Source organism: Streptomyces sp. NPDC017993 (genome assembly GCF_044328065.1).
Taxonomy (GTDB): Bacteria; Actinomycetota; Actinomycetes; order Streptomycetales; family Streptomycetaceae; genus Streptomyces.
In genome coordinates, this window is the sequence record NZ_JBIRGO010000015.1 from 121,369 (window position 1) to 143,506 (window position 22,138).

The 22,138-nt window shown below is 72.1% G+C and carries 22 protein-coding genes; 17 read left to right on the forward strand and 5 right to left on the reverse strand.

The window, feature by feature from the left end; translation table 11 throughout:
- Positions 1 to 411 precede the first annotated feature (411 nt).
- From ACH4FH_RS26370 to ACH4FH_RS26395, 6 genes are all read left to right on the forward strand, one after another.
- Positions 412 to 1,080, forward strand: coding sequence for a TetR/AcrR family transcriptional regulator (locus ACH4FH_RS26370; RefSeq protein WP_398558379.1), 669 nt, complete (start codon positions 412 to 414; stop codon positions 1,078 to 1,080).
- A gap of 409 nt (positions 1,081 to 1,489) precedes the next feature.
- Positions 1,490 to 2,866, forward strand: a complete 1,377-nt coding sequence (locus ACH4FH_RS26375) for an MFS transporter (protein WP_398558380.1) — start codon at positions 1,490 to 1,492, stop codon at positions 2,864 to 2,866.
- Positions 2,867 to 2,950: 84 nt separating this feature from the next.
- Positions 2,951 to 3,421 carry a type II 3-dehydroquinate dehydratase gene (aroQ, locus tag ACH4FH_RS26380; protein ID WP_398558381.1) on the forward strand — a complete coding sequence of 157 codons (471 nt, stop codon included), beginning with the start codon at positions 2,951 to 2,953 and terminating at the stop codon, positions 3,419 to 3,421.
- 2 nt (positions 3,422 to 3,423) lie between these two features.
- A complete protein-coding gene (locus ACH4FH_RS26385; protein WP_398558382.1) occupies positions 3,424 to 4,287 on the forward strand; it encodes a shikimate dehydrogenase in 864 nt (287 codons plus the stop codon).
- Between the two features lie 11 nt (positions 4,288 to 4,298).
- Positions 4,299 to 6,125 (forward strand): bifunctional sugar phosphate isomerase/epimerase/4-hydroxyphenylpyruvate dioxygenase family protein, encoded by a 1,827-nt coding sequence (locus tag ACH4FH_RS26390; RefSeq protein WP_398558383.1) that lies wholly within the window; start codon positions 4,299 to 4,301, stop codon positions 6,123 to 6,125.
- Positions 6,126 to 6,340: 215 nt separating this feature from the next.
- Complete coding sequence (locus ACH4FH_RS26395; RefSeq protein WP_398558384.1) at positions 6,341 to 7,384, forward strand: Ku protein; 1,044 nt, start codon at positions 6,341 to 6,343, stop codon at positions 7,382 to 7,384.
- 14 nt (positions 7,385 to 7,398) lie between these two features.
- Here the strand turns inward: ACH4FH_RS26395 and ACH4FH_RS26400 are convergent, their stop codons facing one another.
- On the reverse strand, positions 7,399 to 7,941 hold the full coding sequence (locus ACH4FH_RS26400; RefSeq protein ID WP_398558385.1) for a DUF6328 family protein: 543 nt from the start codon (positions 7,939 to 7,941) through the stop codon (positions 7,399 to 7,401).
- A gap of 222 nt (positions 7,942 to 8,163) precedes the next feature.
- Between ACH4FH_RS26400 and ACH4FH_RS26405 the strand changes: the two genes are divergently transcribed.
- From ACH4FH_RS26405 to dhaM, 4 genes are all read left to right on the forward strand, one after another.
- A complete protein-coding gene (locus ACH4FH_RS26405; protein WP_393896133.1) occupies positions 8,164 to 8,385 on the forward strand; it encodes a DUF6458 family protein in 222 nt (73 codons plus the stop codon).
- 370 nt (positions 8,386 to 8,755) lie between these two features.
- Positions 8,756 to 9,748: a dihydroxyacetone kinase subunit DhaK gene (dhaK, locus tag ACH4FH_RS26410; RefSeq protein WP_398558386.1), complete on the forward strand. Its 993-nt coding sequence runs from the start codon at positions 8,756 to 8,758 to the stop codon at positions 9,746 to 9,748.
- A 131-nt stretch (positions 9,749 to 9,879) separates the two neighbouring features.
- Entirely contained in the window at positions 9,880 to 10,446 is a 567-nt protein-coding gene (dhaL, locus tag ACH4FH_RS26415; protein WP_398558470.1) for a dihydroxyacetone kinase subunit DhaL, read from the forward strand.
- On the forward strand, positions 10,443 to 10,871 hold the full coding sequence (gene dhaM / locus ACH4FH_RS26420; protein ID WP_398558387.1) for a dihydroxyacetone kinase phosphoryl donor subunit DhaM: 429 nt from the start codon (positions 10,443 to 10,445) through the stop codon (positions 10,869 to 10,871). The genes dhaL and dhaM overlap by 4 nt, the downstream gene beginning before the upstream one ends.
- A gap of 70 nt (positions 10,872 to 10,941) precedes the next feature.
- Here the strand turns inward: dhaM and ACH4FH_RS26425 are convergent, their stop codons facing one another.
- Entirely contained in the window at positions 10,942 to 11,763 is an 822-nt protein-coding gene (locus ACH4FH_RS26425; protein ID WP_398558388.1) for an SAM-dependent methyltransferase, read from the reverse strand.
- 636 nt (positions 11,764 to 12,399) lie between these two features.
- Here ACH4FH_RS26425 and ACH4FH_RS26430 point away from each other — a divergent pair.
- Positions 12,400 to 13,005 carry an RNA polymerase sigma factor gene (locus tag ACH4FH_RS26430; protein WP_398558389.1) on the forward strand — a complete coding sequence of 202 codons (606 nt, stop codon included), beginning with the start codon at positions 12,400 to 12,402 and terminating at the stop codon, positions 13,003 to 13,005.
- A gap of 2 nt (positions 13,006 to 13,007) precedes the next feature.
- A complete protein-coding gene (locus ACH4FH_RS26435) occupies positions 13,008 to 13,757 on the forward strand; it encodes a hypothetical protein (protein WP_398558390.1) in 750 nt (249 codons plus the stop codon).
- 143 nt (positions 13,758 to 13,900) lie between these two features.
- Here the strand turns inward: ACH4FH_RS26435 and ACH4FH_RS26440 are convergent, their stop codons facing one another.
- The gene (locus tag ACH4FH_RS26440) at positions 13,901 to 14,308 is read right to left on the reverse strand and encodes an STAS domain-containing protein (protein ID WP_398558391.1); all 408 of its coding nucleotides are present in this window, start codon (positions 14,306 to 14,308) and stop codon (positions 13,901 to 13,903) included.
- A gap of 389 nt (positions 14,309 to 14,697) precedes the next feature.
- Between ACH4FH_RS26440 and ACH4FH_RS26445 the strand changes: the two genes are divergently transcribed.
- From ACH4FH_RS26445 to ACH4FH_RS26465, 5 genes are all read left to right on the forward strand, one after another.
- On the forward strand, positions 14,698 to 15,459 hold the full coding sequence (locus ACH4FH_RS26445; RefSeq protein WP_398558392.1) for a DeoR/GlpR family DNA-binding transcription regulator: 762 nt from the start codon (positions 14,698 to 14,700) through the stop codon (positions 15,457 to 15,459).
- A 222-nt stretch (positions 15,460 to 15,681) separates the two neighbouring features.
- Positions 15,682 to 17,061 carry an ABC transporter substrate-binding protein gene (locus tag ACH4FH_RS26450; protein ID WP_398558393.1) on the forward strand — a complete coding sequence of 460 codons (1,380 nt, stop codon included), beginning with the start codon at positions 15,682 to 15,684 and terminating at the stop codon, positions 17,059 to 17,061.
- Positions 17,042 to 18,022: a carbohydrate ABC transporter permease gene (locus ACH4FH_RS26455; protein WP_398558394.1), complete on the forward strand. Its 981-nt coding sequence runs from the start codon at positions 17,042 to 17,044 to the stop codon at positions 18,020 to 18,022. The genes ACH4FH_RS26450 and ACH4FH_RS26455 overlap by 20 nt, the downstream gene beginning before the upstream one ends.
- Positions 18,019 to 18,903, forward strand: a complete 885-nt coding sequence (locus ACH4FH_RS26460) for a carbohydrate ABC transporter permease (protein ID WP_398558395.1) — start codon at positions 18,019 to 18,021, stop codon at positions 18,901 to 18,903. Before ACH4FH_RS26455 ends, ACH4FH_RS26460 begins: the two co-directional genes overlap by 4 nt.
- A complete protein-coding gene (locus ACH4FH_RS26465; protein ID WP_398558396.1) occupies positions 18,900 to 19,892 on the forward strand; it encodes a zinc-dependent alcohol dehydrogenase family protein in 993 nt (330 codons plus the stop codon). Before ACH4FH_RS26460 ends, ACH4FH_RS26465 begins: the two co-directional genes overlap by 4 nt.
- An 87-nt stretch (positions 19,893 to 19,979) precedes the next feature.
- Here the strand turns inward: ACH4FH_RS26465 and ACH4FH_RS26470 are convergent, their stop codons facing one another.
- Both ACH4FH_RS26470 and ACH4FH_RS26475 read right to left on the reverse strand, forming a co-directional pair.
- On the reverse strand, positions 19,980 to 20,465 hold the full coding sequence (locus tag ACH4FH_RS26470; protein WP_398558397.1) for an NUDIX domain-containing protein: 486 nt from the start codon (positions 20,463 to 20,465) through the stop codon (positions 19,980 to 19,982).
- Positions 20,466 to 20,518: 53 nt separating this feature from the next.
- Positions 20,519 to 22,066 (reverse strand): ATP-dependent DNA ligase, encoded by a 1,548-nt coding sequence (locus ACH4FH_RS26475; RefSeq protein ID WP_398558398.1) that lies wholly within the window; start codon positions 22,064 to 22,066, stop codon positions 20,519 to 20,521.
- Positions 22,067 to 22,138 lie beyond the last annotated feature (72 nt).

A 22,138-nucleotide genomic window follows, 5' to 3' on the forward strand; every position in this document is an offset into this window, starting at 1 on the left:
GCCATCGGCGATTGGAGAAACGCCATGACGGTGCCCCAGCCTCCCGGGCCGCCCGGGCCCACGCATCCGGACCCGGTGCCACCCACCCCCGGTCCCGGTCCCGGCCCGCCGGGCCCCACGCCGGGTCCCGGCCCGGGCCCCGTGCCGGCCCCGGGGCCCGACCCGGTGCCCCCGCCGGCACCGCACCCGGAGCCGGACCCCATCCCCCCGAACCCGGCGCCACCGACACCGGGCCCCACGCCGGGTCCCGCCCCCGACCCGGTCCCGCCGCCACACACCCCCTCACCGGGCCCCGCCTAGCTCCACCGGCCGTGTGCCCGCGCGTACCGAGCGGCGGCAGCCGAGGTCTCCGGGCCGTCCGGAGACCTCGGCCATTAGACTGACCGGCACTGATCCAGCCCGAGGAGCCGTATGAGTGCCGTTCGCCCGCCGTCCCGCCCCGCCGGACGGCAGCGCGACGCGGCGCGGACCCGGGCGGAGATCCTGGACGTCGCCACGGAGGAGTTCGCGCGCCTGGGCTACACCGGCGCCCGTATCGACGAGATCGCCGCGCGCATCCACACCACGAAGCGGATGATCTATTACTACTTCGGTGGCAAGGAGCAGCTCTTCAGCGAGGTGCTGGAGCGGGCGTACGCCGTGATCCGCGAGCAGGAGCAGCGGCTCGACGTCGGGCATCTCGACCCGGCGGCCGCCATCCGGCACCTCGCCGAGCTGACTTTCGACCACCATGAGGCGCACCCGGATTTCATCCGCCTGGTCACCATCGAGAACATCCACGAGGCGCAGCACCTCGCCGCCTCGCCGACGCTCGGCGAACTCAATTCCCCGGCGATCGAGGTCATCGGCCGCATCCTCGCGGAGGGCCGCGCGCAGGGCGTGTTCACGGCCGAGGTGGACGCCGTCGACCTGCACGCGATGATCAGCTCGTTCTGCTTCTTCCGGGTCGCCAACCGGCATACCTTCGGCGCGCTCTTCGGACGCGATCTGACCGCCAAGGACCGCCGCGACCACTACCGCACGATGCTCGGCGACATGGTGCTGGCGTATCTGACCGGAAGCGCCCCCGCCGAGGGCTGATGTGCCCGTACGGCCCCTCGTCCACCGCTCCTATGCAGCACCTGGGCGACCGGCTCGCCCGTACCCGCTCGCCCGGCACAGGCGCGAGCGGCCGGCCACCCACTCCCGGCAGGCGCCCCCCGGCGCACGTCCGCTCCCCCGCCGGGCGTTCCGAGTCCGTCGCAAAAGTTTCCGCCGGATGTCTTGACAGTGACAGCCGCCGAACAGCACGATCCCTGGAACGCAACTAACTACCTAGTACGTTAATTCGCCGTGACACCCAGCGGCCCGGAGCGCCCGACGTCGCCCTCGCACGGTCACCCCCGTCAGCAAGCCGTCGCCGCCCTCCCCTTGCCCGACCTTCTGCCCTCCCTCCCGCCACCCGGCGGCTCTCCGTCGGAGCCCGGTGGCCGTTCCCACAGGAGCACGTGTGTCCGCTCACCCGCTCGATGACCCGGCACCGTCCGCACCCCCGCAAGGCAGGCCCCGCAAGGCCGCCATCGCCGCCTGGATCGGCAGCGCCCTGGAGTACTACGACTTCTTCATCTACGGCAGCGCCGCCGCCCTGGTCTTCCCGCACGTCTTCTTCAGCCCCGACGACCCGGCGACCGCGACCCTGATCTCGCTCGGCACCTTCGGTGTGGCCTACGCGGCCCGGCCGCTGGGCGCGCTGGTCCTCGGGCACTACGGCGACCGGCTCGGCCGACGCAAGATCATGGTCTTCACGCTGATGCTGATGGGCCTTTCGACCTTCTTCGTCGGCTGCCTGCCCAGCTACGCCCAGGTCGGGACGGCCGCCCCCGTCCTGCTCGTCCTGATGCGCGTCCTGCAGGGCCTCTCCGCGGCGGGCGAGCAGGCGAGCGCGAACTCGATGACCCTGGAGCACGCCCCGGAAACCAGGCGGGGCTACTACACGAGCTTCACGCTGAACGGGACCCAGGCCGGCCAGATCCTCGCGACGCTGGCCTTCATCCCCGTCGCGACACTGCCCGAGGAGCAGCTCTACACCTGGGGCTGGCGCATCCCGTTCCTGCTGAGCGCCGTCGTCGCGGTCGTCGGCTACGTCATCCGCCGGAAGCTGGAGGAGACGCCGACGTTCCTGAAGGCGTCGGCGGATGCGGACGTGGCCAAGCTGCCGCTCGCCCACCTGCTGCGTCACCACTGGGCCGACGTACTGCGCGTGGTCGCCGCTTCCCTCATCGCCACCGTCAGCACCATCTTCACCGTCTGGGCCCTGGCCTACGCCACCAGCGACAGCGTCGGCCTCGACAAGTCGGCCATGCTGTGGGTCGGCGCGCTCGCCAACGCCGCCGCCCTGCTGGCCATTCCGCTGTGGGCGCGGCTGTCGGACCGGATCGGCCGCAAGCCCGTCTTCCTCACCGGCGCCATCGGCTCGGCCGTGATGATCTTCGTCTACCTGTGGGCGATCTCCACCGGCAGCTACCCGCTGGTGTTCCTCGCCGGCATCGTCTTCTTCGGCGTCGTCTACAGCGCGGCCAACGGCAGCTGGCCGGCGTTCTACGGCGAGATGTTCAGCACCAGGGTCCGCCTGTCCGGCATGGCCATCGGCACCCAGATCGGCTTCGCGGTCGCCGGTTTCGCGGTCTCCTTCGCGGAGCAGATCGCCGGCCCGGACGGGAAGAACTGGCTGGGCGTCGCGGGCTTCACCGCGGCCATCTGCCTGATCAGCGCGGTGGCCGCACTCACCGGCCGGGAGACGCACCGGGTGCCCACCGCGGAGCTGGGCGTGAAGCCGGCCGAGGTGGCGACGGAGCGGGTGACCTCGGTGCCGACCCCCTCGGCCTGACCCCCCTCCCCCCCGCGTGGCTTTGCTCGGCGCCGCACTGCGGGCACAATGAACTAACTAGTTCGTACATTCACTGGAGAGAACATGCCGAACCCGGCCGAAGGGGCGCCCGCCGCCCCCGTGCTGGTCCTCAACGGGCCCAATCTCAATCTGCTCGGCCTGCGGGAGCCCCAGATCTACGGGCACGACACCCTCGCCGACATCGAGGCGCTGTGCCGCACCACCGCCGCCGAGCACGGGCTCCTGGCCGACCTGCGTCAGAGCAACCACGAGGGCGAGCTGATCGACGCCGTCCACGAGGCGCGCACCGCGCACCGCGGCATCGTGATCAACCCGGCCGGCTACAGCCACACCTCCGTCGCCCTGCGCGACGCCCTCGCGGCGGCGGACCTGCCCGTCATCGAGGTGCATCTGTCGAACATTCACCGGCGCGAGGAATTCCGGCACTTCTCCTACGTTTCCGGGGTCGCCGACGCCGTGATCTGCGGGGCGGGCCCGCACGGCTACGCCCTCGCCCTGGCCCACCTGGCCCGCCTGCTGGAAGGGACCCGGTGACGATGTCCGCCTACCTCACCGGCCTGGTCGGCTCCGGTATCGGCCCCTCGCTGAGCCCCGCCCTGCACGAGCGCGAGGCAGACCGCCACGGCCTGCGGCTGCTCTACCGCACCCTGGACATCGACGTGCTCGGCACCGGACCGGAGTCGGTCGGCGACATCGTCCGCGCCGCCCGCACCCTCGGCTTCGACGGCCTCAACATCACCCACCCCTGCAAGCAGCTGGTGATCGAGCACCTCGACGAACTCGCCCCGGAGGCCGCGGCGTTGGGCGCCGTCAACACCGTCGTCTTCCGCGACGGGCGGGCGATCGGCCACAACACCGACGTCACCGGCTTCGCGCAGTCCTTCAGTCGTGGCCTGCCAGGCGCCGCCACCGGCCACGTCGTACAGCTCGGCGCGGGCGGCGCCGGCGCGGCCGTCGCCCACGCCCTGCTCGCCCTCGGCGCGGACCGGCTGACCCTCGCCGACCGGGACCCGGCCCGCGCGGCGGCCCTGGCCGAAGCACTGAACGACAGGTTCGGCCAGGGACGCGCCGTCGCCGGGACGATGGCGGAGCTGCCCACCGCACTGTCCGACGCCGACGGCCTGGTGCACGCCACGCCCACCGGTATGGCCGCCCACCCGGGCCTGCCCCTGCCGGCCGCCCTGGTGCGCCCGGAACTCTGGGTCGCGGAGGTCGTCTACCGTCCACTGGAGACCGAACTGCTGCTCCTGGCAGGCGAGTTGGGCTGCCGCACACTCGACGGAGGCGGCATGGCCGTCTTCCAGGCCGCCGACGCCTTCCGGCTGTTCACAGGGCGGGAGCCGCACGCCGAGCGGATGCTCGAAGATCTCGCCGACCTCGTCGCCACCCCCAGTCTGTGAGGACCTCCGCCATGCGCAAGTCCATCGCCACGGTCTCCCTGAGCGGCTCGCTCTCCGAGAAACTCACCGCCGTCGCGGCAGCCGGTTTCGACGGCGTGGAGATCTTCGAGAACGATCTGATCGCTTCCCCCCTCGGCCCGGAGGAGGTCCGCGCCCGCGCGGCCGACCTGGGGCTCGGCATCGACCTCTACCAGCCCTTCCGCGACTTCGAGGCCGTCCCGCCGGACACCCTCGACGCCAACCTGCGGCGCGCGGAGCGGAAGTTCGCCGTGATGGAACGGCTCGGGGCGGATCTGCTGCTGGTCTGCTCCAGCGTCTCGCCCGCGGCCCGCGACGACGACGCGCTCGCCGCCGCGCAGCTGCGCCGGCTCGCCGAGCGGGCCGAGGCACACGGCATCCGCATCGCGTACGAGGCTCTCGCCTGGGGCCGGCACGTCAACACCTACGACCACGCCTGGCGCATCGTCCAGCAGGCGGACCACCCCGCGCTCGGCACCTGCCTGGACAGCTTCCACATCCTCTCCCGCGGCTCGGACCCCAAAGGCATCGAGGACATTCCCGGGGAGAAGATCTTCTTCCTCCAGCTCGCGGACGCGCCCCATATGGCGCTGGACGTCCTGCAGTGGAGCCGCCACTACCGCTGCTTCCCCGGCCAGGGCAGCTTCGACCTGGCCGGACTGGTGGGCCACGCCGTCCGGGCCGGCTACACGGGACCGCTCTCCCTGGAGGTGTTCAACGACGTCTTCCGGCAGGCGGACGCCAGCCGGACCGCGGTGGACGCGCTGCGCTCGCTGATCAGCCTGGAGGAGTCCGCGCGGCTGACCTCGCCCCCGGCGCCCGTCGTCCCCAGCGGCTTCGCCTTCGCCGAGCTGGCCGCCGTGGACACCGAGCCGGTGCGGCTGCTGCTGGACTCCCTCGGCTTCAGCCGCACCGGCCGGCACCTGGGCAAACCGGTGGAGCTGTGGGAGCAGGGCGACGCCCGCATCCTGCTCAACGCCGCGGGAGCCGACCGCCGGGAAGGCCCCGCGCTGGTCGCGCTCGGCCTGGAGACCCCCGAGCCCGCGGCAGCCGTGCGCCGGGCCGAATCGCTGCTCGCGCCCGTCCTCCCGCGCCGCAGGACCGGGCAGGACGTCCCGCTCGACGCGGTGGCCGCCCCGGACGGCACCGAGCTGTTCTTCTGCCGCACCGCGCAGGCCGACCACGCCGACTGGACGGACGACTTCGCACCGGTCACGGACCGGCGGCCGGGCCGGGCCGCCGCGGGCGCCCCGACGGCCGGCGTCACACACATCGACCATGTCGCGCTGACCCAGCCCTGGCACCACTTCGACGAGGCGTCCCTCTTCTACCGCAGCGTGCTGGGTCTCCAGCCGAAGGAGAGCCTGGATCTGGCCGACCCCTACGGCCTGTTCCGCAGCCGGGCCGTGGCCGGCGCCGACGGCGGTCTGCGGATCGCGCTCAATGTCGCGCCGGGCCCCGGGGACCAGGAGGTCCGCCCGCAGCACATCGCGCTGGCCACGGACGACATCGCCGCCACCGCCCGCCGGATCCGCGACCACGGCGCCGGACTGCTACCCATCTCCGACAACTACTACGACGACCTCGAAGCCCGCTACGACATGGCCCCCGGCGCCCTGTCCACCCTGCGTGAGCTGGGCATCCTCTACGACCGCGACGAGTACGGCGAGTTCCACCACTGCTACACCGCCACCGTCGGCCGGGTCTTCTTCGAGATCGTCCAGCGCACCGGCGGCTACCGCGGATACGGCGCGCAGAACGCCACCGTCCGCCTCGCCGCCCAGCACACCGCCGAGCACCGGAGCGGTTCACCCCGCTGACCGGGCCGCGAGGCCGCGGGACGGAGGCCGTACGGAGCCGCCCGGCTCGCCCGGGGGTCCGTACGGCCTCGGCCGGGATGTGCACCCCGAACGTCCCGCCTAGCATGGTTTTCAGCCAGGCCGTCAGAGCCGCCCGGCCGCGATCGAGGCCGTCCCTGTGGTGCCTGCCGCCCCACCACTCCCTCACCGCGCAGCCACCGATGAAGGCGGGCCCCATGCGTCCCACGGCGAAGTTCTCCATCAGCTTCGGGCTGGTCACCATCCCGGTGTCCGCCTACAACGCCACGGACAGCTCCGCCTCGGTGTCCTTCGTACGCATCCACACGGCGGACGGCGGACGGGTACGCAATCAGCCGGTGTGCTCGCTGGAAGGCAAGGAGATCACCCCCGACGAGATCGGCCGGGGATACAAGGTCGACAAGGACACGGTCGTACCCCTCAGCGACGACGATCTGGACGCGCTGCCGCTGCCGACCGCCAAGACCCTGACGATCCTGGCCTTCGTCGCCGGCGGCGACATCGACCCCCTCCAGATGGACAAGGGCTACTACCTGGCAGCCGACGGCGCTGCCGCCGCCAAGCCGTATGTGCTGCTCCGCGACGCCATGGAGCGCCATGAACGAGTCGGACTCGGCAAGGTCGCTCTGCACGGCCGGGAGACGCTGGCGATGATCCGTCCGGTCGAGGGCGCCCTGGTGATGCAGGTGCTGCTGTGGCCGCATCAGATCCGGCCGATGGAGGGGGTACTGCCCGACCGCGAGGTCGAGGTCCCCGCCGATGAGGTGGAGGCCGCGGAGACGCTGATGGACTCCTACGGTGACCTGTCCGAGGAGGATGTGCACGACCACTACCGAGAGGCGCTCGAAGAGATCGTCGCGGCGAAGCTGGCGCACCGCGAGCCGCACTTCGAGGAGACCGAGGAGAAGCCCGCCGGGCAGGTGATGGACCTGATGGCGGCGCTGCAGGACAGCGTCCGTGCGGCCAAGAAGTCACGCGGTGAGGACGACGCCGAGCACGCCACCGTCACGTCGTTGTCCGGGCCGTCGGGCCGCCCCGCGAAGAAGACCGCGGCCAAGAAGACGGACGCGAAGAAGACGACCGGGAGCACGGCATCCGGCGGTTCCGCCACGAAGAAGTCCGCGGCACGTGCGCCGAAGGCGACCGGCGGCAAGAAGTCCACCAGCACGGCGAAGAAGACCACGGCCAAGAAGACCGCAGCGGCGAAGAAGTCCACGAGCAGGGGACGCCGGGCCGGCTGAGCCCGCCCGTGCCGTCAACTGCCCTCGGGGCCGTCCGCGTCGGTCGGGCCCGCGGCGTCGGACCCGTCCGCGGCGTAGCGGTGGCGGGCCCAGAGGGGCAGCGCGAACCAGCAGAGGACGAACCACCCCACGAGCCCCCCGACGATCCAGGGGACGGCGCTGTTGTGCATCGCGACGCGCAGGATGAGCAGCAGCGCCGAGGTGACGGTGGCCAACAGCAGGAACACTCCCGCGACGGTCAGCCGTGAGGCGAGGATGACGGTCTGCGGCTTGATCCGGCGTCCGGTGACAAGGCGGTGGAGGGTGACCGGCCCGATGAGCGCGCCCGTGGTGGCGGCGCCGAGGAGGACGGTGACGACGTAGATCGTCTTGTCGGTCTGTTCCAGGGTCGCGAACCGGGAGGTGAAGACCACGGTCAGCAGGAAGCCGAACAGGATCTGCACACCGGTCTGGGTCACCCGCACTTCCTGCAGCAGCTCGTTCCAGCGCCGGTCGGCACGCTGCTCCTCCGTCTCGTGCCGGCCACGGGACAGGCGGGGCGGGCCCGGCGCTTCCATACGACCTCCCGGTGGCGTTCTGCCCTTATGTTGCGCCTGGTCACGGGCCCGGGCAAGACGCCGGACGGCAGCGGCCGGTTACGCCACCCGGGCGACACTGGCCGCCCGCATCGCGCCCGCGCCGGCGGCCCGGGTCACCCGCCGGGACATGAGGCGCCCGGCCGGGGGTACGCGCTGTGTCAACAGACCTTTCTGTCCAGAGAGTTATTGGAGGCGGACACCATGGGAATCGGCGGGTGCATCGGCCTGCTCGCGGTGGGGGCCATTCTCACCTTTGCAGTGGACTGGCACATGGCCGGGATCAACCTCGACCTGGTGGGCCTCATCATGATGATCGTCGGCATCATCGGGCTCGCGACCTATGTGAGCATCCTGAAGCGGCGGCGCACCCAGCCCCCGTCTCCCGGCGCTCCCGTGGTCGACGTCGAGGAACACCGGTACTAGAGGGCAGCCCTCATGGGTAGTACGCGTAGGTATTGCCAGTAGGTAGTGCGCGTAGGTATTGCGCGACAGCTCGCAGACAGGGCCCGGGCCGATACGCCCGGGCCCTGTCCCCTGCCCTGCCCTGCCCGGGGACTGCCCTGTGCGGGGCATCGGCGACACGGTGGGCGCGTGATCGGCGCGCCCGTCCCGGCGTGTTGGCCGCGGGACGCGTGGCGCAGTCCGTGACCCTGGACGACCTTGGCTCGATACTGGGTCCGGGCCGAGAGATCCCGACGAGCAGGAGCTGGCACAGCATCAGTACGCGAGCGGGCCGACCTGCGTGAAGCCGCGTCAGAGCCCGCCGCACCGCCAGCCTCACCAGGAGGTACAGATGAAGATGTTGATCAACGTCGCCGAGACGGTCGTGGCCGACGCGCTGCGCGGGATGGCTTCGGCGCACCCGGAACTCGTGGTGGATGCCGAGAACCGGGTGATCGTGCGGCGGGACGCGCCCGTCGAGGGCAAGGTGGGCCTGATCTCCGGCGGCGGCAGCGGGCACGAGCCGCTGCACGGCGGGTTCGTCGGCCCCGGCATGCTGGACGCCGCCTGTCCCGGCGAGGTCTTCACCTCCCCCGTGCCCGATCAGATGGTGCGGGCCGCGGCGGCCGTGGACAGCGGCAGCGGCGTGCTGTTCATCGTGAAGAACTACACCGGCGACGTGCTCAATTTCCAGATGGCCGCGGAGCTGGCCGAGGACGAGGGCGTGCAGGTCGCCAGCGTCCTCGTCGACGACGATGTCGCGGTGACCGACTCGACCTTCACCGCGGGGCGGCGCGGAACCGGGGCGACGCTCTTCGTCGAGAAGATCGCGGGCGCGGCCGCCGAGGAGGGTGCGCCGCTGGAGCGGGTGGAGGCGCTGGCCCGTCAGGTCGTGGGCGCCTCGCGGAGCTTCGGTGTGGCGCTCGGCGCCTGCACGACGCCCGCGAAGGGCAGCCCCACGTTCGACCTGCCGTCCGGCGAGCTGGAGTTGGGCGTCGGCATCCACGGCGAACCGGGCCGGGAGCGCCGCGCGATGATGACCTCGCGCGAGATCGCGGACTTCTCGGTGGACGCGATCCTCCAGGACCTCCAGCCCCACCTGCCGGTTCTGGTGCTGGTCAACGGCATGGGCGCGACGCCGCTGCTGGAGCTGTACGGCTTCAACGCCGAGGTGCAGCGGGTGCTCGCCGAACGCGAGGTCACGGTGGCCCGTACCCTCGTCGGGAACTATGTGACGTCGCTGGACATGGCGGGCTGCTCGGTGACGCTGTGCCAGGTCGACGGGGAGCTGCTGCGACTGTGGGACGCGCCGGTGCAGACAGCCGGGCTGCGCTGGGGTCGCTGAGCCGGTCCCGCGCGCCTTACCCGCGCCACCCGCCCGCACCGCAGCACCGCGGCATGCCCGCGTGCCGTGCACGAACAGAGGAGTAATACGTGTCAGAGACAGCCCTGGACGCCGCGTTCTTCATCCGCTGGATGACGGCGACCGCCGCCGCGGTCGACGAGGAGGCCGACCGGCTCACCGAACTCGACTCGGCCATCGGCGACGCCGACCACGGGAGCAACCTGCAGCGCGGGTTCGCCGCCGTCGTCACGACGCTGGAGGCGGAGCCGCCGGCGACGCCCGGCGCCGTCCTGATGACGGCCGGACGCCAGCTGATCTCGACGGTGGGCGGCGCGTCCGGGCCGCTGTACGGAAGCCTGCTGCGGCGCACCGGCAAGGCCCTGGGCGAGGCGCCCGAGGTGAACGCGGACGAGCTGCGGACGGGCCTGGGCGCCGGGGTGGACGCGGTGGCGCAGCTCGGCGGCGCGGCAGCGGGGGACAAGACCATGCTCGACGCGCTCATCCCGGGCGTCGAGGCACTGGCGACGTCCTTCGAGGCGGCGGCGGCCGCGGCCGAGGAAGGCGCGGTGGCGACCGTGCCGATGCAGGCCAGAAAGGGCCGGGCCAGCTACCTGGGCGAACGCAGCATCGGGCACCAGGACCCCGGCGCGACGTCCTCCGCCCTGTTCTTCAGCACCCTTGCGGAGGTGGCCAAGTGAGCGAGGGAGCGGCGCAGGACGGCGCCCCACTGGTCGGCATCGTGCTCGTCTCGCACAGCGGGCCGGTCGCCGAGTCCGTCGCGTCCATGGCCACCGGGCTCGCCGGCGGCGGCTCCAAGGCGCCCATCGCCGCCGCGGGCGGTACCCCGGACGGGGGCCTCGGTACGAGCTCGGAGCTGATCACCGAGGCGGCGCGGAAGGTGGACCGGGGTGCGGGCGTGGTGATCCTGGTCGACCTCGGGAGCGCCGTACTGACCGTCAAGGCCCTGGTCGCCGAGGGAGACGAACTCCCCGACGGAGCACGCATGGTGGACGCGCCGTTCGTGGAGGGCGCGGTGGCGGCCGTGGTGACCGCCTCCTCGGGCGCCGACGTGGCGGCGGTGGCTGCCGCGGCCGAGGAAGCGTACGGCTATCGCAAGGAATGAGCGGGAGGAATGACCGGGGGACCGACGGGCGGCACGGCTCCGGCGACGGGGCCGCGCTTCCCGGGCGCCGTCAGGGCTTGCGGGCGATGGCGGCGTAGCAGGCCGCCTCGGCGTCGGTGACGTGGGTGGCGTCCTCCGGGCGGTCGGGGCGCCACTGGTGGGAGAGCGTGACGCCCGGCTCCAGCAGTTCCCAGCCGTCGAAGAAGCGGCGGAATTCGGCGCGCGAGCGGAACTGCAGAGGTGTCCCCGCGTCCGCGTAGATTTTGATGATCTTGTGCATCGCCGCGGCGTCGAAGTCGGGCGTCGCATGTGTCATGGCCAGGGTGCTGCCGCTGGGCAGCGCGTCCTTGAGGCTCTCGACGATGGTGTGCGCACGGTCCCGGCCGTCGTCGGTGACGAAGTGCATCAGCGCGTTCAGGCTGAGCGCGACCGGACGGCGCAGATCGAGGGTGTCGAGGAGCTGGGGCGCGGTGAGGATGCCGGCGGGGTCGGTGACATCCGCCTGGACGTACGCCGTGCGTCCCTCGGGCGTACTGAGCAACAGCGCCGCGGCGTGCGCGAGGACGATGGGGTCGTTGTCGGTGTAGACCACGCGGGCTTCCGGGGCGATGCCCTGGGCGATGTCATGGAGGTTGGGCGGGGTCGGGATGCCGGTGCCGATGTCGAGGAACTGCCGCATCCCCGACCGGGCGAGCAGACGCGTGGCGCGGTGCATGAACTCGCGGTTGATGCGGGCGGCGACCAGCGCGGCGGGCAACACCCCCAGCACACTGCCGGCGGCCATTCGGTCGGCCAGGAAGTTGGTCTTGCCCCCGAGGAAATAGTCATAGATGCGGGACGAGTGGGCCCGGTCCAGTTGCAGGTCCACCACGGCCTCGTCGTGGTCACTCATCTCGCTCCGCCTCCCGGTGGCCCGGCTCTCCCGGCGGTCCGGTGCCGCCGTGCGCCGCGCCCTCCCCGGGTGCTACCGAACGTGCCCTTCGGCCACGGCTGTTGGACCCTTCCCCATAGCCTCCGGATCATGCGGCCAACGGTCCGGTGCCCCGGCGGCTCCCGGCGGCGCGCCTGACGGGCAACGCGCCCCGGCGCGGCGTATTCGGCACCTGGCGGGCGCGTACGGTGGGCGTCCGCCTCCGCGCCACGCACCCGTTGGGCAGGTATGACATCCGACCATGCCCCGGTCACGCGTAGTCATATGAATACGCTGGGCAAGATTTCTTTCCCGCCCGTGCCACAAATGGGCCCGCTTTCGGGTTCATTGGAGGTGAGGGCAATCCGCCCTCCCGCCGTCACCGGCCAGGTGCCGGAACGGCGGCGCACGGCGAACGGAACGAGGACGGCTCGTGGGCACAGACCGGGACCGACTTCTGCCGGCGTGCGCGCAAGCGCGCGCCATCACCGCAGACTCAGCCGCACTCCCCCGCCGTCCCGGTACGGCCGCCGGCCCGTGCCGAGCGATAGCCGGGCGGCCGCGGACTGCCGGTCGCGCGCCCGGGAGCCGCCACCTCCGCTCCGCCGAGGAGCGCGCATGAACCGCCGCGGCACGACCGGTGCGCCGCTCCAGGAGCACGACGGGCGGACACCCGGCCGCTCCGAACCCTCGCGCCACCATCTGTCGATCACCTTCGAGGCCTTCCACGCGACGCACGCCCGCAAATGGCTGACCTACGCCTATCTGCACACCGGCAACGAGGCGGCGGCCCGTCAGGTGACCCGCTCCGCCTACCAGCAGCTGGCCCGGCTGTGGCCGCACGCGCTGCGTCAGGCGTCGGTGGAAGCCTTCGCCTGGTCGGTGCTGAAGGAACGCGTCGTGGAGTGGCTCTACGACCACCAGCGGCCCACCGCGCTCACCGAGACCGCCGCATTCGCCGTCGTCACCCAAGCCCTGCTCCGCGAATGCCAGCAGCAATTCGCTCTCCTGGAGAGCCAGTTGGGCCTGTATGCGGCGATCGCGAGGTTACCGGAGCGGCAGTGCGACGTGATCGTGCTGCGGCATGTCATCGGGTACTGCGACGGGCAGATCGCCGCACTTCTCGGCGTCGACGAAGTCACCGTCCGCTCCCACGCGAGCCGCGGCAAGCGCAAACTCGCCGCCGCGCTCGGCATCGACCAAGGAACCACCAGGGGGAACTGACCATGCCGTACAGCCCGCACAGCCCGCACCCCGGACGTCGCGACACCGTCGAGACGCTGCTCAGCGCCGCCGCCGATGTGGCCGGTATCGACGGCCTCGCGGACTTCAGCGACCTCGACGACGCGGGGACGCTCGACGGCCTCGGCTGCCTCGACAACGCCGCCCGCGCGGGGGGCCGCCCGCCGGGGGCGTCCCGCGCGGACCGCGGGGCGCCCACCTCCTACCCCAGCGCCCGCGACGAGGCCACCCACGAGCTGGAGCTGGCCTGCGCGCTGGTCGTCAACGCCGCGGCCGCCGCGGCCAGCCTGGAGCGGCTGGTCGACGACCACCACATCGACCCCGAGGGCGCGCTGGTCTTCGCGTGTCTGCTGCACATCACCGGGCGGGGCGACGCGGCGCACTTCTGGTGGCACTTCGGGGCGGGCGCCGGTAGCCGCACGGCCGCCTACTGCCTGTATCTCGCGCACCGTCGCAACGGCGAGTACCGCGACGCGGCGTACTGGCGCGAGCAGGCCGCGCACGCGCCGGACGAGGACCGCCCGGCCGCGGCCGCCTTCGACGAGCGGCAGCTGCTGCCGGACGACGCCCGGCACAATCTGCTCGTCCAGTGGCACAGCGGACTCGCCCCGACCCTGCCGACCGCCCTGGAGAGCGTCATCAACCGCCTCGTCGTGGACAGCGACGACGAGGACTTCGGCGAGATCCCCCGTCCGTCCCCGACCCTCGTCGAGGACCTCGGACGCGCCCACTGACGAGATCACGTGCACGCGGTTCGACGGTGCCCGGCTCGGGGTGAAGTGCCCGACCGGGTGACGCCCGGACCGGCGGCCCGCCGGGTGAAGGTGCCGGTCACACCGGCCGGCAGCTCACACCGGCGGGCCGCCCGGGCGGCAGGTCACACCGGCGGGTCCTCGACAGCCGGCGGCCAGGCGGGACGGCTGCCGTCCGGGACCGCGGCCAGGGCGTGGCCGACCGTGGGGAAGCACGAGAAGACGCCGAGCGACTGGGTGCCGATCAGCAGCCGCAGCATCCGTACGCCGAGCGACGCCAGGAGCAGCCGGCCCTCCAGTCGGCGGCACAGCCACTCCAGGGCGAGCAAGCAACTCAGGCCCCGCGAGTCGCAGAAACGCAGGGCCGTCAGATCGAGCACGAGAAAGCGGTGCCCGGCCGAGACGACAGCCCGCGCCTCCGCCAGAAAAGCCTGTTCGGTGCGGAGGTCCAGCTCTCCGCTGACGCGCAGGACGGCGCACTGCTCCTCCTGCACGATCGCAGTGACCGCCAACGACCGCATTTCCGCACTCATGCCGTCCAGACTAAGCGCACTTTTCCTTCACACCATCGGTCCGGGCCGTCGGCGTACGCGGTCCGCCCCCGGTTTCCGGCTACTCCGGACGGGGATCGCCCCGTACGCCGAACGGGTGACACCGGCCGTGTGGCAGGCGGGCAGACGGGCGCGCGGAACGTTCCTGGGCGCCGTACGGGCCCCGCCAAGGCCGTCACACCGGTCCGGCGGGCGACCGGAGCGGGCAGAAACGGGCAAGGTTTTCCCTGCCACGGGCAGCAACGAGCGGCTTCGCGCTTGCTATAAACCTTCATGCGGGCAGAAACGGGCAGGCCCGTGACCGTACGGAACGTGAACATGACGTGGACAGGGCCGCGGACATGGCACGGAGATGGCGAGGGAGCAGACACATGAGGGCCGAGGAACGCCAGCACCGCATCCTCGTGCTCGCACGGCAGTCGGGCCGGGTCGAGGTCGCCGACGCGGCGGAGGAATTCGCGGTCTCGCGGGAGACCGTGCGGCGCGATCTGAGCGAACTGGAGCGCCGAGGGCTGGTCCGGCGTACGCACGGCGCGGCCTACCCCGTCGAGAGCGCCGGGTTCGAGACCACGCTGGCCCGGCGGGAAACCCAGCAGGTGGCGGAGAAGAGGAGGATCGCCGCGGCGGCCGCCCAACTGGTCGGCGAGGCCGAGACGGTCTTCGTCGACGAGGGCTACACCCCCGAGCTGGTGGCCATGCTGCTGCCCACCGACCGTCCGCTGACCGTCCTCACCGCCTCGCTGCGGACCGCCTCACTGGTCTCGGCGTCCGATTCCACCACCGTGCTGCTGGCCGGCGGCCGGGTCCGCTCCGGGACGCAGGCGACGGTGGGGTCCTGGGCCCGGGACATGCTCGCGCGGTTCGTGATCGACCTGGCGATCCTGGGTGCGAACGGCGTCTCCCGCGAGCACGGCCTGACCACCCCCGATCCCGCAGTCGCGGACGTGAAGGCGCAGGCCGTCCGCTCGTCGCGGCGGCGGGTGCTGGTCGGGGTGCACAGCAAGTTCGGCGCGAGCAGCTTCTGCCGGTTCGCCGAGGTCGGCGACTTCGACACGATCGTCACCGACGCCGGCCTGTCCGCGCCGGAGGCCCACCGCTACTCCCTCCTGGGGCCGCAGGTGCTCCGGGTCTGACCGGGCAGGGGCCGCCCGGGACGAACGGCCCCGTGAAGACGCACCACCGCACACCGCCGTAGGCCGCACCCGGTCCGCGGACGGTCCCCCGAGCATGCCCTCAGCCGAGCGGCACACCCCGCCGAAGACGCGCGAACGCACTCACGGCGGGCCGCTCCCCCGCTTCCGGTCCCCGCCGGAGCGCGACCGGCCCGCCCCGGATGTCCCAGAAAGGTACGAGCCGTGAGAGCACGATCCCCCGGACGAGGCCGCGCAGGCCGCGTCATATGGCCGACCGCGGCCGCCCTGGTCCTGTCACTGTCCACCGCCGGCTGCTATCGCGGCGCCGGCGACGCCGGCAACGAGGGCGCCGACACCATCAACGTCCTGATGGTGAACAACCCGCAGATGACGGACCTGCAGCGGCTGACCGCCGAGCACTTCACCCGGCAGACCGGCATCAAGGTGAACTACACCGTGCTGCCCGAGGATGACCTGCGCGACAAGATGAGCCAGGACTTCTCCAGCCAGGCCGGGCAGTACGACGTCGCCAGTCTCAGCAACTACGAAACCCCGATCTACGCCCGCAACGGCTGGCTCTCCCCGCTCGGCCGGCGCGCCGCGAAGGACCCGGAGTTCGACCAGAAGGACATCCTCGCGCCGGTCCGCTCCTCGCTCACCGCCGACGACGGCCAGGTCTACGCGGAGCCGTTCTACGGCGAGTCGTCGTTCCTGATGTACCGCAAGGACGTCCTGGAGGCCGAGGGCCTGACGATGCCCGCGCGGCCGACCTGGCACCAGGTCGCCGCACTGGCCGCGAAGCTGGACGGGGCCCGTCCGGGCATGAAGGGGATCTGCCTGCGCGGCCAGCCCGGCTGGGGGCAGCTCGCGGCGCCGCTGTCCACCGTCGTCAACACCTTCGGCGGCACCTGGTTCACCAAGGACTGGCAGGCCCGGCTCGACAGCCCCCGGTTCACCGAGGCCACCCGCTTCTACGTCGATCTGGTGCGCAAGCACGGCCAGTCCGGCGCGCCGCAAGCCGGCTACACCGAGTGCCTCAACGACATGCAGCAGGGCAAGGTCGCCATGTGGTACGACGCGACCGCCGGAGCGGGATCGCTGGAGAGCGCCGATTCCAAGGTCGCCGGAAAGGTCGGCTACGCGCCGGCGCCGGTCGAGCGGACGCGCAGCGCGGGCTGGCTCTACACCTGGGCGTGGGGCGTGCAGAAGGCCAGCACGCACCAGGACGCGGCGTGGAAGTTCATCCGCTGGGCGTCGGGCAAGAAGTACGAGCGGCTGGTGGGCCGGGAGCTGGGCTGGTCGAAGGTGCCGGCCGGCAAGCGCGCGTCGATCTACCGCGACCCGGAGTACACCGAGGAGTCCGGCGCCTTCGCCGAGGCGACGGAGCGGGCCATCCGCACGGCCCGGCCCGACGATCCCGGGGTCCAGCAACGCCCCGCCCCCGGCATCCAGTTCGTGGGCATCCCCGAGTTCTCCGACCTGGGCACCAAGGTCTCCCACGAGGTGAGTTCGGCCATCGCCGGCAAGCAGAGCGTGCCGGAGGCCCTGAAGAAGAGCCAGCGGCTGGCGCAGGAGGTGACCGATGCGTACGCAGACCACTGAGCCGCCCCGGCCCGTCGAGGCCGCCGGCCCGCCGTCCGGCAGCCCGGCGGCGCGCGCCCGGCGCACGGAGCGGGCGAAGAACTGGGCCCGGCGCGCGCCGCTGCTGCCCGCGCTGGTCTTCCTGATCATCGTGACCCAACTGCCGTTCCTGGCCACCGTGGTGATCTCTTTCGTCCGGTGGAACGCGCTGGCCCCCGACAACCGCGGCTTCGCCGCCTTCGACAACTACCGGGCGGTTTTCACCGACCCCGCGATGCGCGAGTCGGTGCTCACCACGGTGCTGCTGACGGTGACCGTGGTCCTGGTGAGCCTGCTGCTGGGGCTGGGCCTCGCGCTGCTGCTGGACCGCGGGTTCCGCGGGCGCGGCCTCGTCCGCACCCTGCTCATCACACCGTTCCTGGTGGTCCCCGTCGCCTCCGCGCTGCTGTGGAAGCACGCGCTGTACAACGCCTCGTACGGCCTGCTCAACGGCTCCCTGACCTGGATCTGGGGGGTGTTCGGCAGTGACGATCCGCCGCAGCCGGACTGGATGACCGACTCCCCGCTCGCCGCGGTCGAGGTGTCGCTGATCTGGCAGTGGACGCCGTTCATGATGCTGATCCTGCTGGCCGGGCTGCAGAGCCGGCCGACGGACGCGGTCGAGGCGGCCCGGATGGACGGCGCGTCCACCTTCGACATCTTCCGCTATCTGACCCTGCCGCATCTGCGCCGCTACCTCGAACTGGCCGCCCTGCTGGGCACCGTGTACGTGGTGCAGAACTTCGACGCGGTGTTCACCATCACCTCGGGCGGGCTCGGCACGGCGAATTTGCCGTACACCATCTACCAGACCTTCTACCAGGCCCATGACTACGGACGGGCGTCCGCGCAGGGCGTCGTCGTCGTGCTGTGTTCGCTGCTGGTGGCGACCTTCGCGCTGCGTGCGGTGTCGTCCCTGCTGCGTGAGGAGGCCACCCGATGAGCAGCGCACCCCTGACCCTGCGCCGGTCCCCGCGACCGGCGTCACCGGACGCGCGGCGCCGCCGGCGCACCGGCCCTCTGCTGGGCCTGGTGGCCTGGCTGTGCGGGATCGCCTTCTTCCTGCCCGTCGCCTGGATGGTGCTGACGTCCTTCCACAGCGAGACGGACGCGGCGACCAACCCGCCCAGCGTCGGCGCGGGGCTGAGCCTGCACGGCTACCGGGAGTTCTTCGGCGCGGGCACCGGCATCAGCCCGTGGCCGCCGCTGATCAACTCCTTCACCGCGTCGGTCGTCTCCACCCTGCTGGTTCTGCTGCTGGCCATCCCGGCGGCGTACGCGCTGTCGATCAAGCCGGTGCGCAAGTGGAGCGATGTGCTGTTCTTCTTCCTCTCCACGAAGATGCTGCCGCTGGTGGCCGGCCTGCTGCCGCTCTATCTGGTCGCGCAGAACACCGGGATGCTCGACAGCATCTGGCTGCTGGTCATCCTCTACACCTCGATGAATCTGCCGATCGCGGTGTGGATGATGCGCTCGTTCCTCGCCGAGGTACCGGTGGAGATGCTGGAGGCCGCCTCCATCGACGGTGCGGGGCTGACCACCACCCTGACGCGCATCGTCGCGCCGGTGGCCATGCCGGGCATCGCGGCCACCGCACTGATCTCCTTCATCTTCAGCTGGAACGAGCTGCTGTTCGCCCGGGTACTGACCGGGATCGTGGCCGGTACCTCGCCGGTCTTCCTGACCGGATTCGTCACCAGCCAGGGCCTGTTCCTGGCCAAGGTGTGCGCCGCCGCCACCGTCATCTCCCTCCCGGTGCTCATCGCCGGGTTCGCCGCCCAGGACAAGCTCGTCCAGGGCCTCTCGCTTGGAGCCGTGAAATGAAAGCCGCAGTGATCAGCGCACCCGGCAAGGTCGAGGTCGCCACCGTAAAGGACCCCACGCCGGGGCCCGGGGACGTCGTCGTCGCCGTCGCCGCCTGCGGGCTGTGCGGCACCGATCTGCACATCCTCCAGGGCGAGTTCGCGCCCACTCTGCCGGTGGTGCCGGGGCACGAGTTCGCCGGCACGGTCGTCGCGACCGGCAGTGCGGTCACCGGGCTGGCCGAGGGCGACCGGGTCGCGGTCGATCCGTCCCTGTACTGCTTCGCCTGCCACTACTGCCGCATCGGCCGCAACAATCTCTGCGAGCGGTGGGCCGCGATCGGCGTGACCACCGCGGGCGGCGCCGCCGAGTTCGCGGTCGCTCCCGCCGCGAACTGCGTGAAGCTGCCCGACCACGTCCGCACCGAGGACGCGGCGCTGATCGAGCCGCTCTCCTGCGCCGTGCGCGGCTACGACATCCTGCGCTCCCAGCAGCTGGGCACCCAGGTCCTGATCTACGGCTCCGGCACGATGGGCCTGATGATGCTCGAACTGGCCAAGCGCACCGGGGCCGCGGGCGTCGACGTCGTCGACATCAACCCCGAGCGCCTGGCCACCGCCCGCACCCTGGGCTGCAGCAACGCGGCGGGCTCGGCCGACGAGCTGGACCGGCCGCGGGGCTGGGACGTGGTCATCGACGCCACCGGCAACGAGCGCGCCATCCAGGACGCGCTGGGGCGGGTCGGCAAGGGCGGCACCTTCCTCCAGTTCGGCGTGGCCGACTACGCCGCCCGCGCCGTCATCGAGCCGTACCGCATCTACAACCAGGAGATCACCATCACCGGATCGATGGCGGTACTGCACAGCTACGAACGCGCCGCCGAGCTCTTCGCGGCCGGCGCGCTGGACCCGGAGATCTTCATCAGCGACCGCCTTCCGCTGGACGGATACGCGGACGCGCTGGACCGCTTCAAGGCGGGACAGGGCAGGAAGATCCAGATCCAGCCGTAGGGAGGGCGGGGGCGCCGGGCGGGGGAGGGGTGCTGCCCCGGCCCTCGCCGGCAGCACCGCGCGGCCCCGGGCGGCCCGGCCCTCCGCTCACCCCGCGAGGTGCGCGGCCAGCCGCTCCAGAAAGACCCGCTGGCCGGCCACCATCAGCTCCCGGGCCCGGTCCGGGGAGAACCACGCCACCCGGTCGATCTCCGGGAAGCTGCGCTGTTCCCCGGAGCCTTTGGGCCACTCCATGGTGAAGGTGCCGGGCACGATGCGCTCCGGGTCGAGGTCGCTCTCGACGGCCCAGACCGTGACGACCTTGCCGCCGGACTGGCGGGTGTCACCCAGCGGGACGTACGGGCCGTCCGGCGGCGGCAGCCCGAGCTCCTCCTCGAACTCCCGCCGGGCCGCCGCCCGCGGCTCCTCCGGCGGGACGTACTCGCCCTTGGGTACGGACCAGGCGCCCACGTCCCGCCGGGCCCACAGCGGGCCGCCCATATGGGCCAGCAGCACTTGGACCCCGTCATCGCCACCGCCACCGTCACCGCCCCCGCGGAACAGCAGCAGCCCGGCACTTCGTCTTCCCGCCATGGCGTCAGTCTGCCCGGCCGGTCCGCGAACGGACGGCACGGTCTCCGGCGGGCCTACGCCACATCACCGGCATGCGCGGCGAGCACGCTCTCCACCGTGTCCGCCTGGTCCGCCGTCTTGTCCTCCCGGTAGCGCACCACCCTCGCGAACCGCAGGGTCACCCCCGCCGGATACCGCGAGGACGTCTGGAGGCCGTCGTAGGCGATCTCAACGACGAGTTCCGGCCGCACGGTCACGACATGGCCGCTCTCCTCCACGGCCAGTTCCCGCAGCCGCTCGGTCTGCCAGGTGAGGGTCGCGTCGGTCAGGCCCTTGAAGGTCTTGCCGAGCATGACGAACCCGCCGTCCGGGGCCCGCGCGCCGAGATGGAGGTTGGACAGCTTGCCGGTGCGCCGGCCGTGCCCCCATTCCGCCGCCAGAACGACCAGGTCCAGCGTGTGCACCGGCTTCACCTTCAGCCAGGAGGCACCCCGGCGGCCCGCGCTGTACGGGGCGTCCAAGCCCTTGACGACGACACCCTCGTGTCCGCGCCGCAGGGTCCTGGCCCAGAACTCCTCCGCCGCGGCCCGCTCCGCCCCGTCCGCCGGGTCCCGGACCAAGGTGCGGCGCACCCGCAGATGCTCGGGCACCAGCCCGGCCAGCTCCGTGTGCCGCTCGGCGGCGGTCAGATCCAGCAGGTCACGGTCGTCCAGGGAGAGCACATCGAAGAACACCGGGGACAGCGGCAGAGCGGCCTGCGCGGCCGCGACATCCACCCGGGAGCCGAAGCGGCCCGCGACCCGCTGGAACGGCACCGGGCGGCCCTCGGCGTCCAGGGCGATCACCTCGCCGTCCAGGATGAAGCGGCCCACCGGGAGGTCCCGGGCGACGGCGGTGACCTCCGGCAGCCGGTCGGTGACCTCGTCCAGGGTGCGGGTGTAGATCCGCACCTCGGGCCCGTCCCGGTGCACCTGCACCCGGATGCCGTCGAGCTTCTCCTCCACGGCGCACGCCCCGAGCTTGTCCACCGCCTCCCCCACCGTCTTGGCGCTGTGCGCGAGCATCGGCCCGACCGGCCGCCCGACGGTGAGCCGGAATTCCGCCAGTGCCCGCGGCCCCTCGGCCAGCAGCGCCCGCGCGACGTCCTGCAGTGAGCCTGCCAGCATCACTGCGCGCCGCACGTCCGCCGCGGGCGCGTCCGTCGCCGCGGCGAGCCCCTCGACGGCGAGGGCGTCGAGGGCACCCTGGCGTACCTCGCCGGTCAGCAGGCCGACCAGAAACCGCTGCTCCTCCTCGGTCGCCGCGGCCATCAGCTCCCGGACCAGGCGCCGGCGCTCACCCTGCGCACCAGCGCCCGAAACCTCCGCCAGCGCGTCGAGCGCCGTGTCCACGTCGCGCACCGTCAGGGTGGGGGTCTCCGCGGCCGCCACGGGCTCACGCAGGACGCTCCACCCGATCCCGATCCGTCCCTGCGGCAGCCGCCCGGCGAGGTAGGGGATGACCACCGGTACGTCCTGCGGTGCGGCGTCCCGGAAGAGCCCGGCCAGCAGCGCGGTCTTCCGTGACCGCGCCGAGGTCCCTGCGACGTCCTTCGACACCCGTGCGAGCTCGGCCAGCAACATACGGTCATCCTGCCCCCGCGGCGCCGTCCCCGCCCCCTACGGGCGGGCGGTCCTGCCCACACGAGACCCGCG

What these genes read in the sequence shown, in the direction of transcription:
- ACH4FH_RS26370 (WP_398558379.1), top strand. Translation starts at nt 412, where the DNA reads ATGAGTGCCGTTCGCCCGCCGTCCCGCCCCGCCGGACGGCAGCGCGAC.
- aroQ (WP_398558381.1), top strand. Translation starts at nt 2,951, where the DNA reads ATGCCGAACCCGGCCGAAGGGGCGCCCGCCGCCCCCGTGCTGGTCCTC.
- ACH4FH_RS26385 (WP_398558382.1), top strand. Translation starts at nt 3,424, where the DNA reads ATGTCCGCCTACCTCACCGGCCTGGTCGGCTCCGGTATCGGCCCCTCG.
- ACH4FH_RS26390 (WP_398558383.1), top strand. Translation starts at nt 4,299, where the DNA reads ATGCGCAAGTCCATCGCCACGGTCTCCCTGAGCGGCTCGCTCTCCGAG.
- ACH4FH_RS26395 (WP_398558384.1), top strand. Translation starts at nt 6,341, where the DNA reads ATGCGTCCCACGGCGAAGTTCTCCATCAGCTTCGGGCTGGTCACCATC.
- ACH4FH_RS26400 (WP_398558385.1), bottom strand. Translation starts at nt 7,941, where the DNA reads ATGGAAGCGCCGGGCCCGCCCCGCCTGTCCCGTGGCCGGCACGAGACG.
- ACH4FH_RS26405 (WP_393896133.1), top strand. Translation starts at nt 8,164, where the DNA reads ATGGGAATCGGCGGGTGCATCGGCCTGCTCGCGGTGGGGGCCATTCTC.
- dhaK (WP_398558386.1), top strand. Translation starts at nt 8,756, where the DNA reads ATGAAGATGTTGATCAACGTCGCCGAGACGGTCGTGGCCGACGCGCTG.
- dhaL (WP_398558470.1), top strand. Translation starts at nt 9,880, where the DNA reads ATGACGGCGACCGCCGCCGCGGTCGACGAGGAGGCCGACCGGCTCACC.
- ACH4FH_RS26425 (WP_398558388.1), bottom strand. Translation starts at nt 11,763, where the DNA reads ATGAGTGACCACGACGAGGCCGTGGTGGACCTGCAACTGGACCGGGCC.
- ACH4FH_RS26430 (WP_398558389.1), top strand. Translation starts at nt 12,400, where the DNA reads ATGAACCGCCGCGGCACGACCGGTGCGCCGCTCCAGGAGCACGACGGG.
- ACH4FH_RS26435 (WP_398558390.1), top strand. Translation starts at nt 13,008, where the DNA reads ATGCCGTACAGCCCGCACAGCCCGCACCCCGGACGTCGCGACACCGTC.
- ACH4FH_RS26440 (WP_398558391.1), bottom strand. Translation starts at nt 14,308, where the DNA reads ATGAGTGCGGAAATGCGGTCGTTGGCGGTCACTGCGATCGTGCAGGAG.
- ACH4FH_RS26445 (WP_398558392.1), top strand. Translation starts at nt 14,698, where the DNA reads ATGAGGGCCGAGGAACGCCAGCACCGCATCCTCGTGCTCGCACGGCAG.
- ACH4FH_RS26455 (WP_398558394.1), top strand. Translation starts at nt 17,042, where the DNA reads ATGCGTACGCAGACCACTGAGCCGCCCCGGCCCGTCGAGGCCGCCGGC.
- ACH4FH_RS26460 (WP_398558395.1), top strand. Translation starts at nt 18,019, where the DNA reads ATGAGCAGCGCACCCCTGACCCTGCGCCGGTCCCCGCGACCGGCGTCA.
- ACH4FH_RS26465 (WP_398558396.1), top strand. Translation starts at nt 18,900, where the DNA reads ATGAAAGCCGCAGTGATCAGCGCACCCGGCAAGGTCGAGGTCGCCACC.
- ACH4FH_RS26470 (WP_398558397.1), bottom strand. Translation starts at nt 20,465, where the DNA reads ATGGCGGGAAGACGAAGTGCCGGGCTGCTGCTGTTCCGCGGGGGCGGT.
- ACH4FH_RS26475 (WP_398558398.1), bottom strand. Translation starts at nt 22,066, where the DNA reads ATGTTGCTGGCCGAGCTCGCACGGGTGTCGAAGGACGTCGCAGGGACC.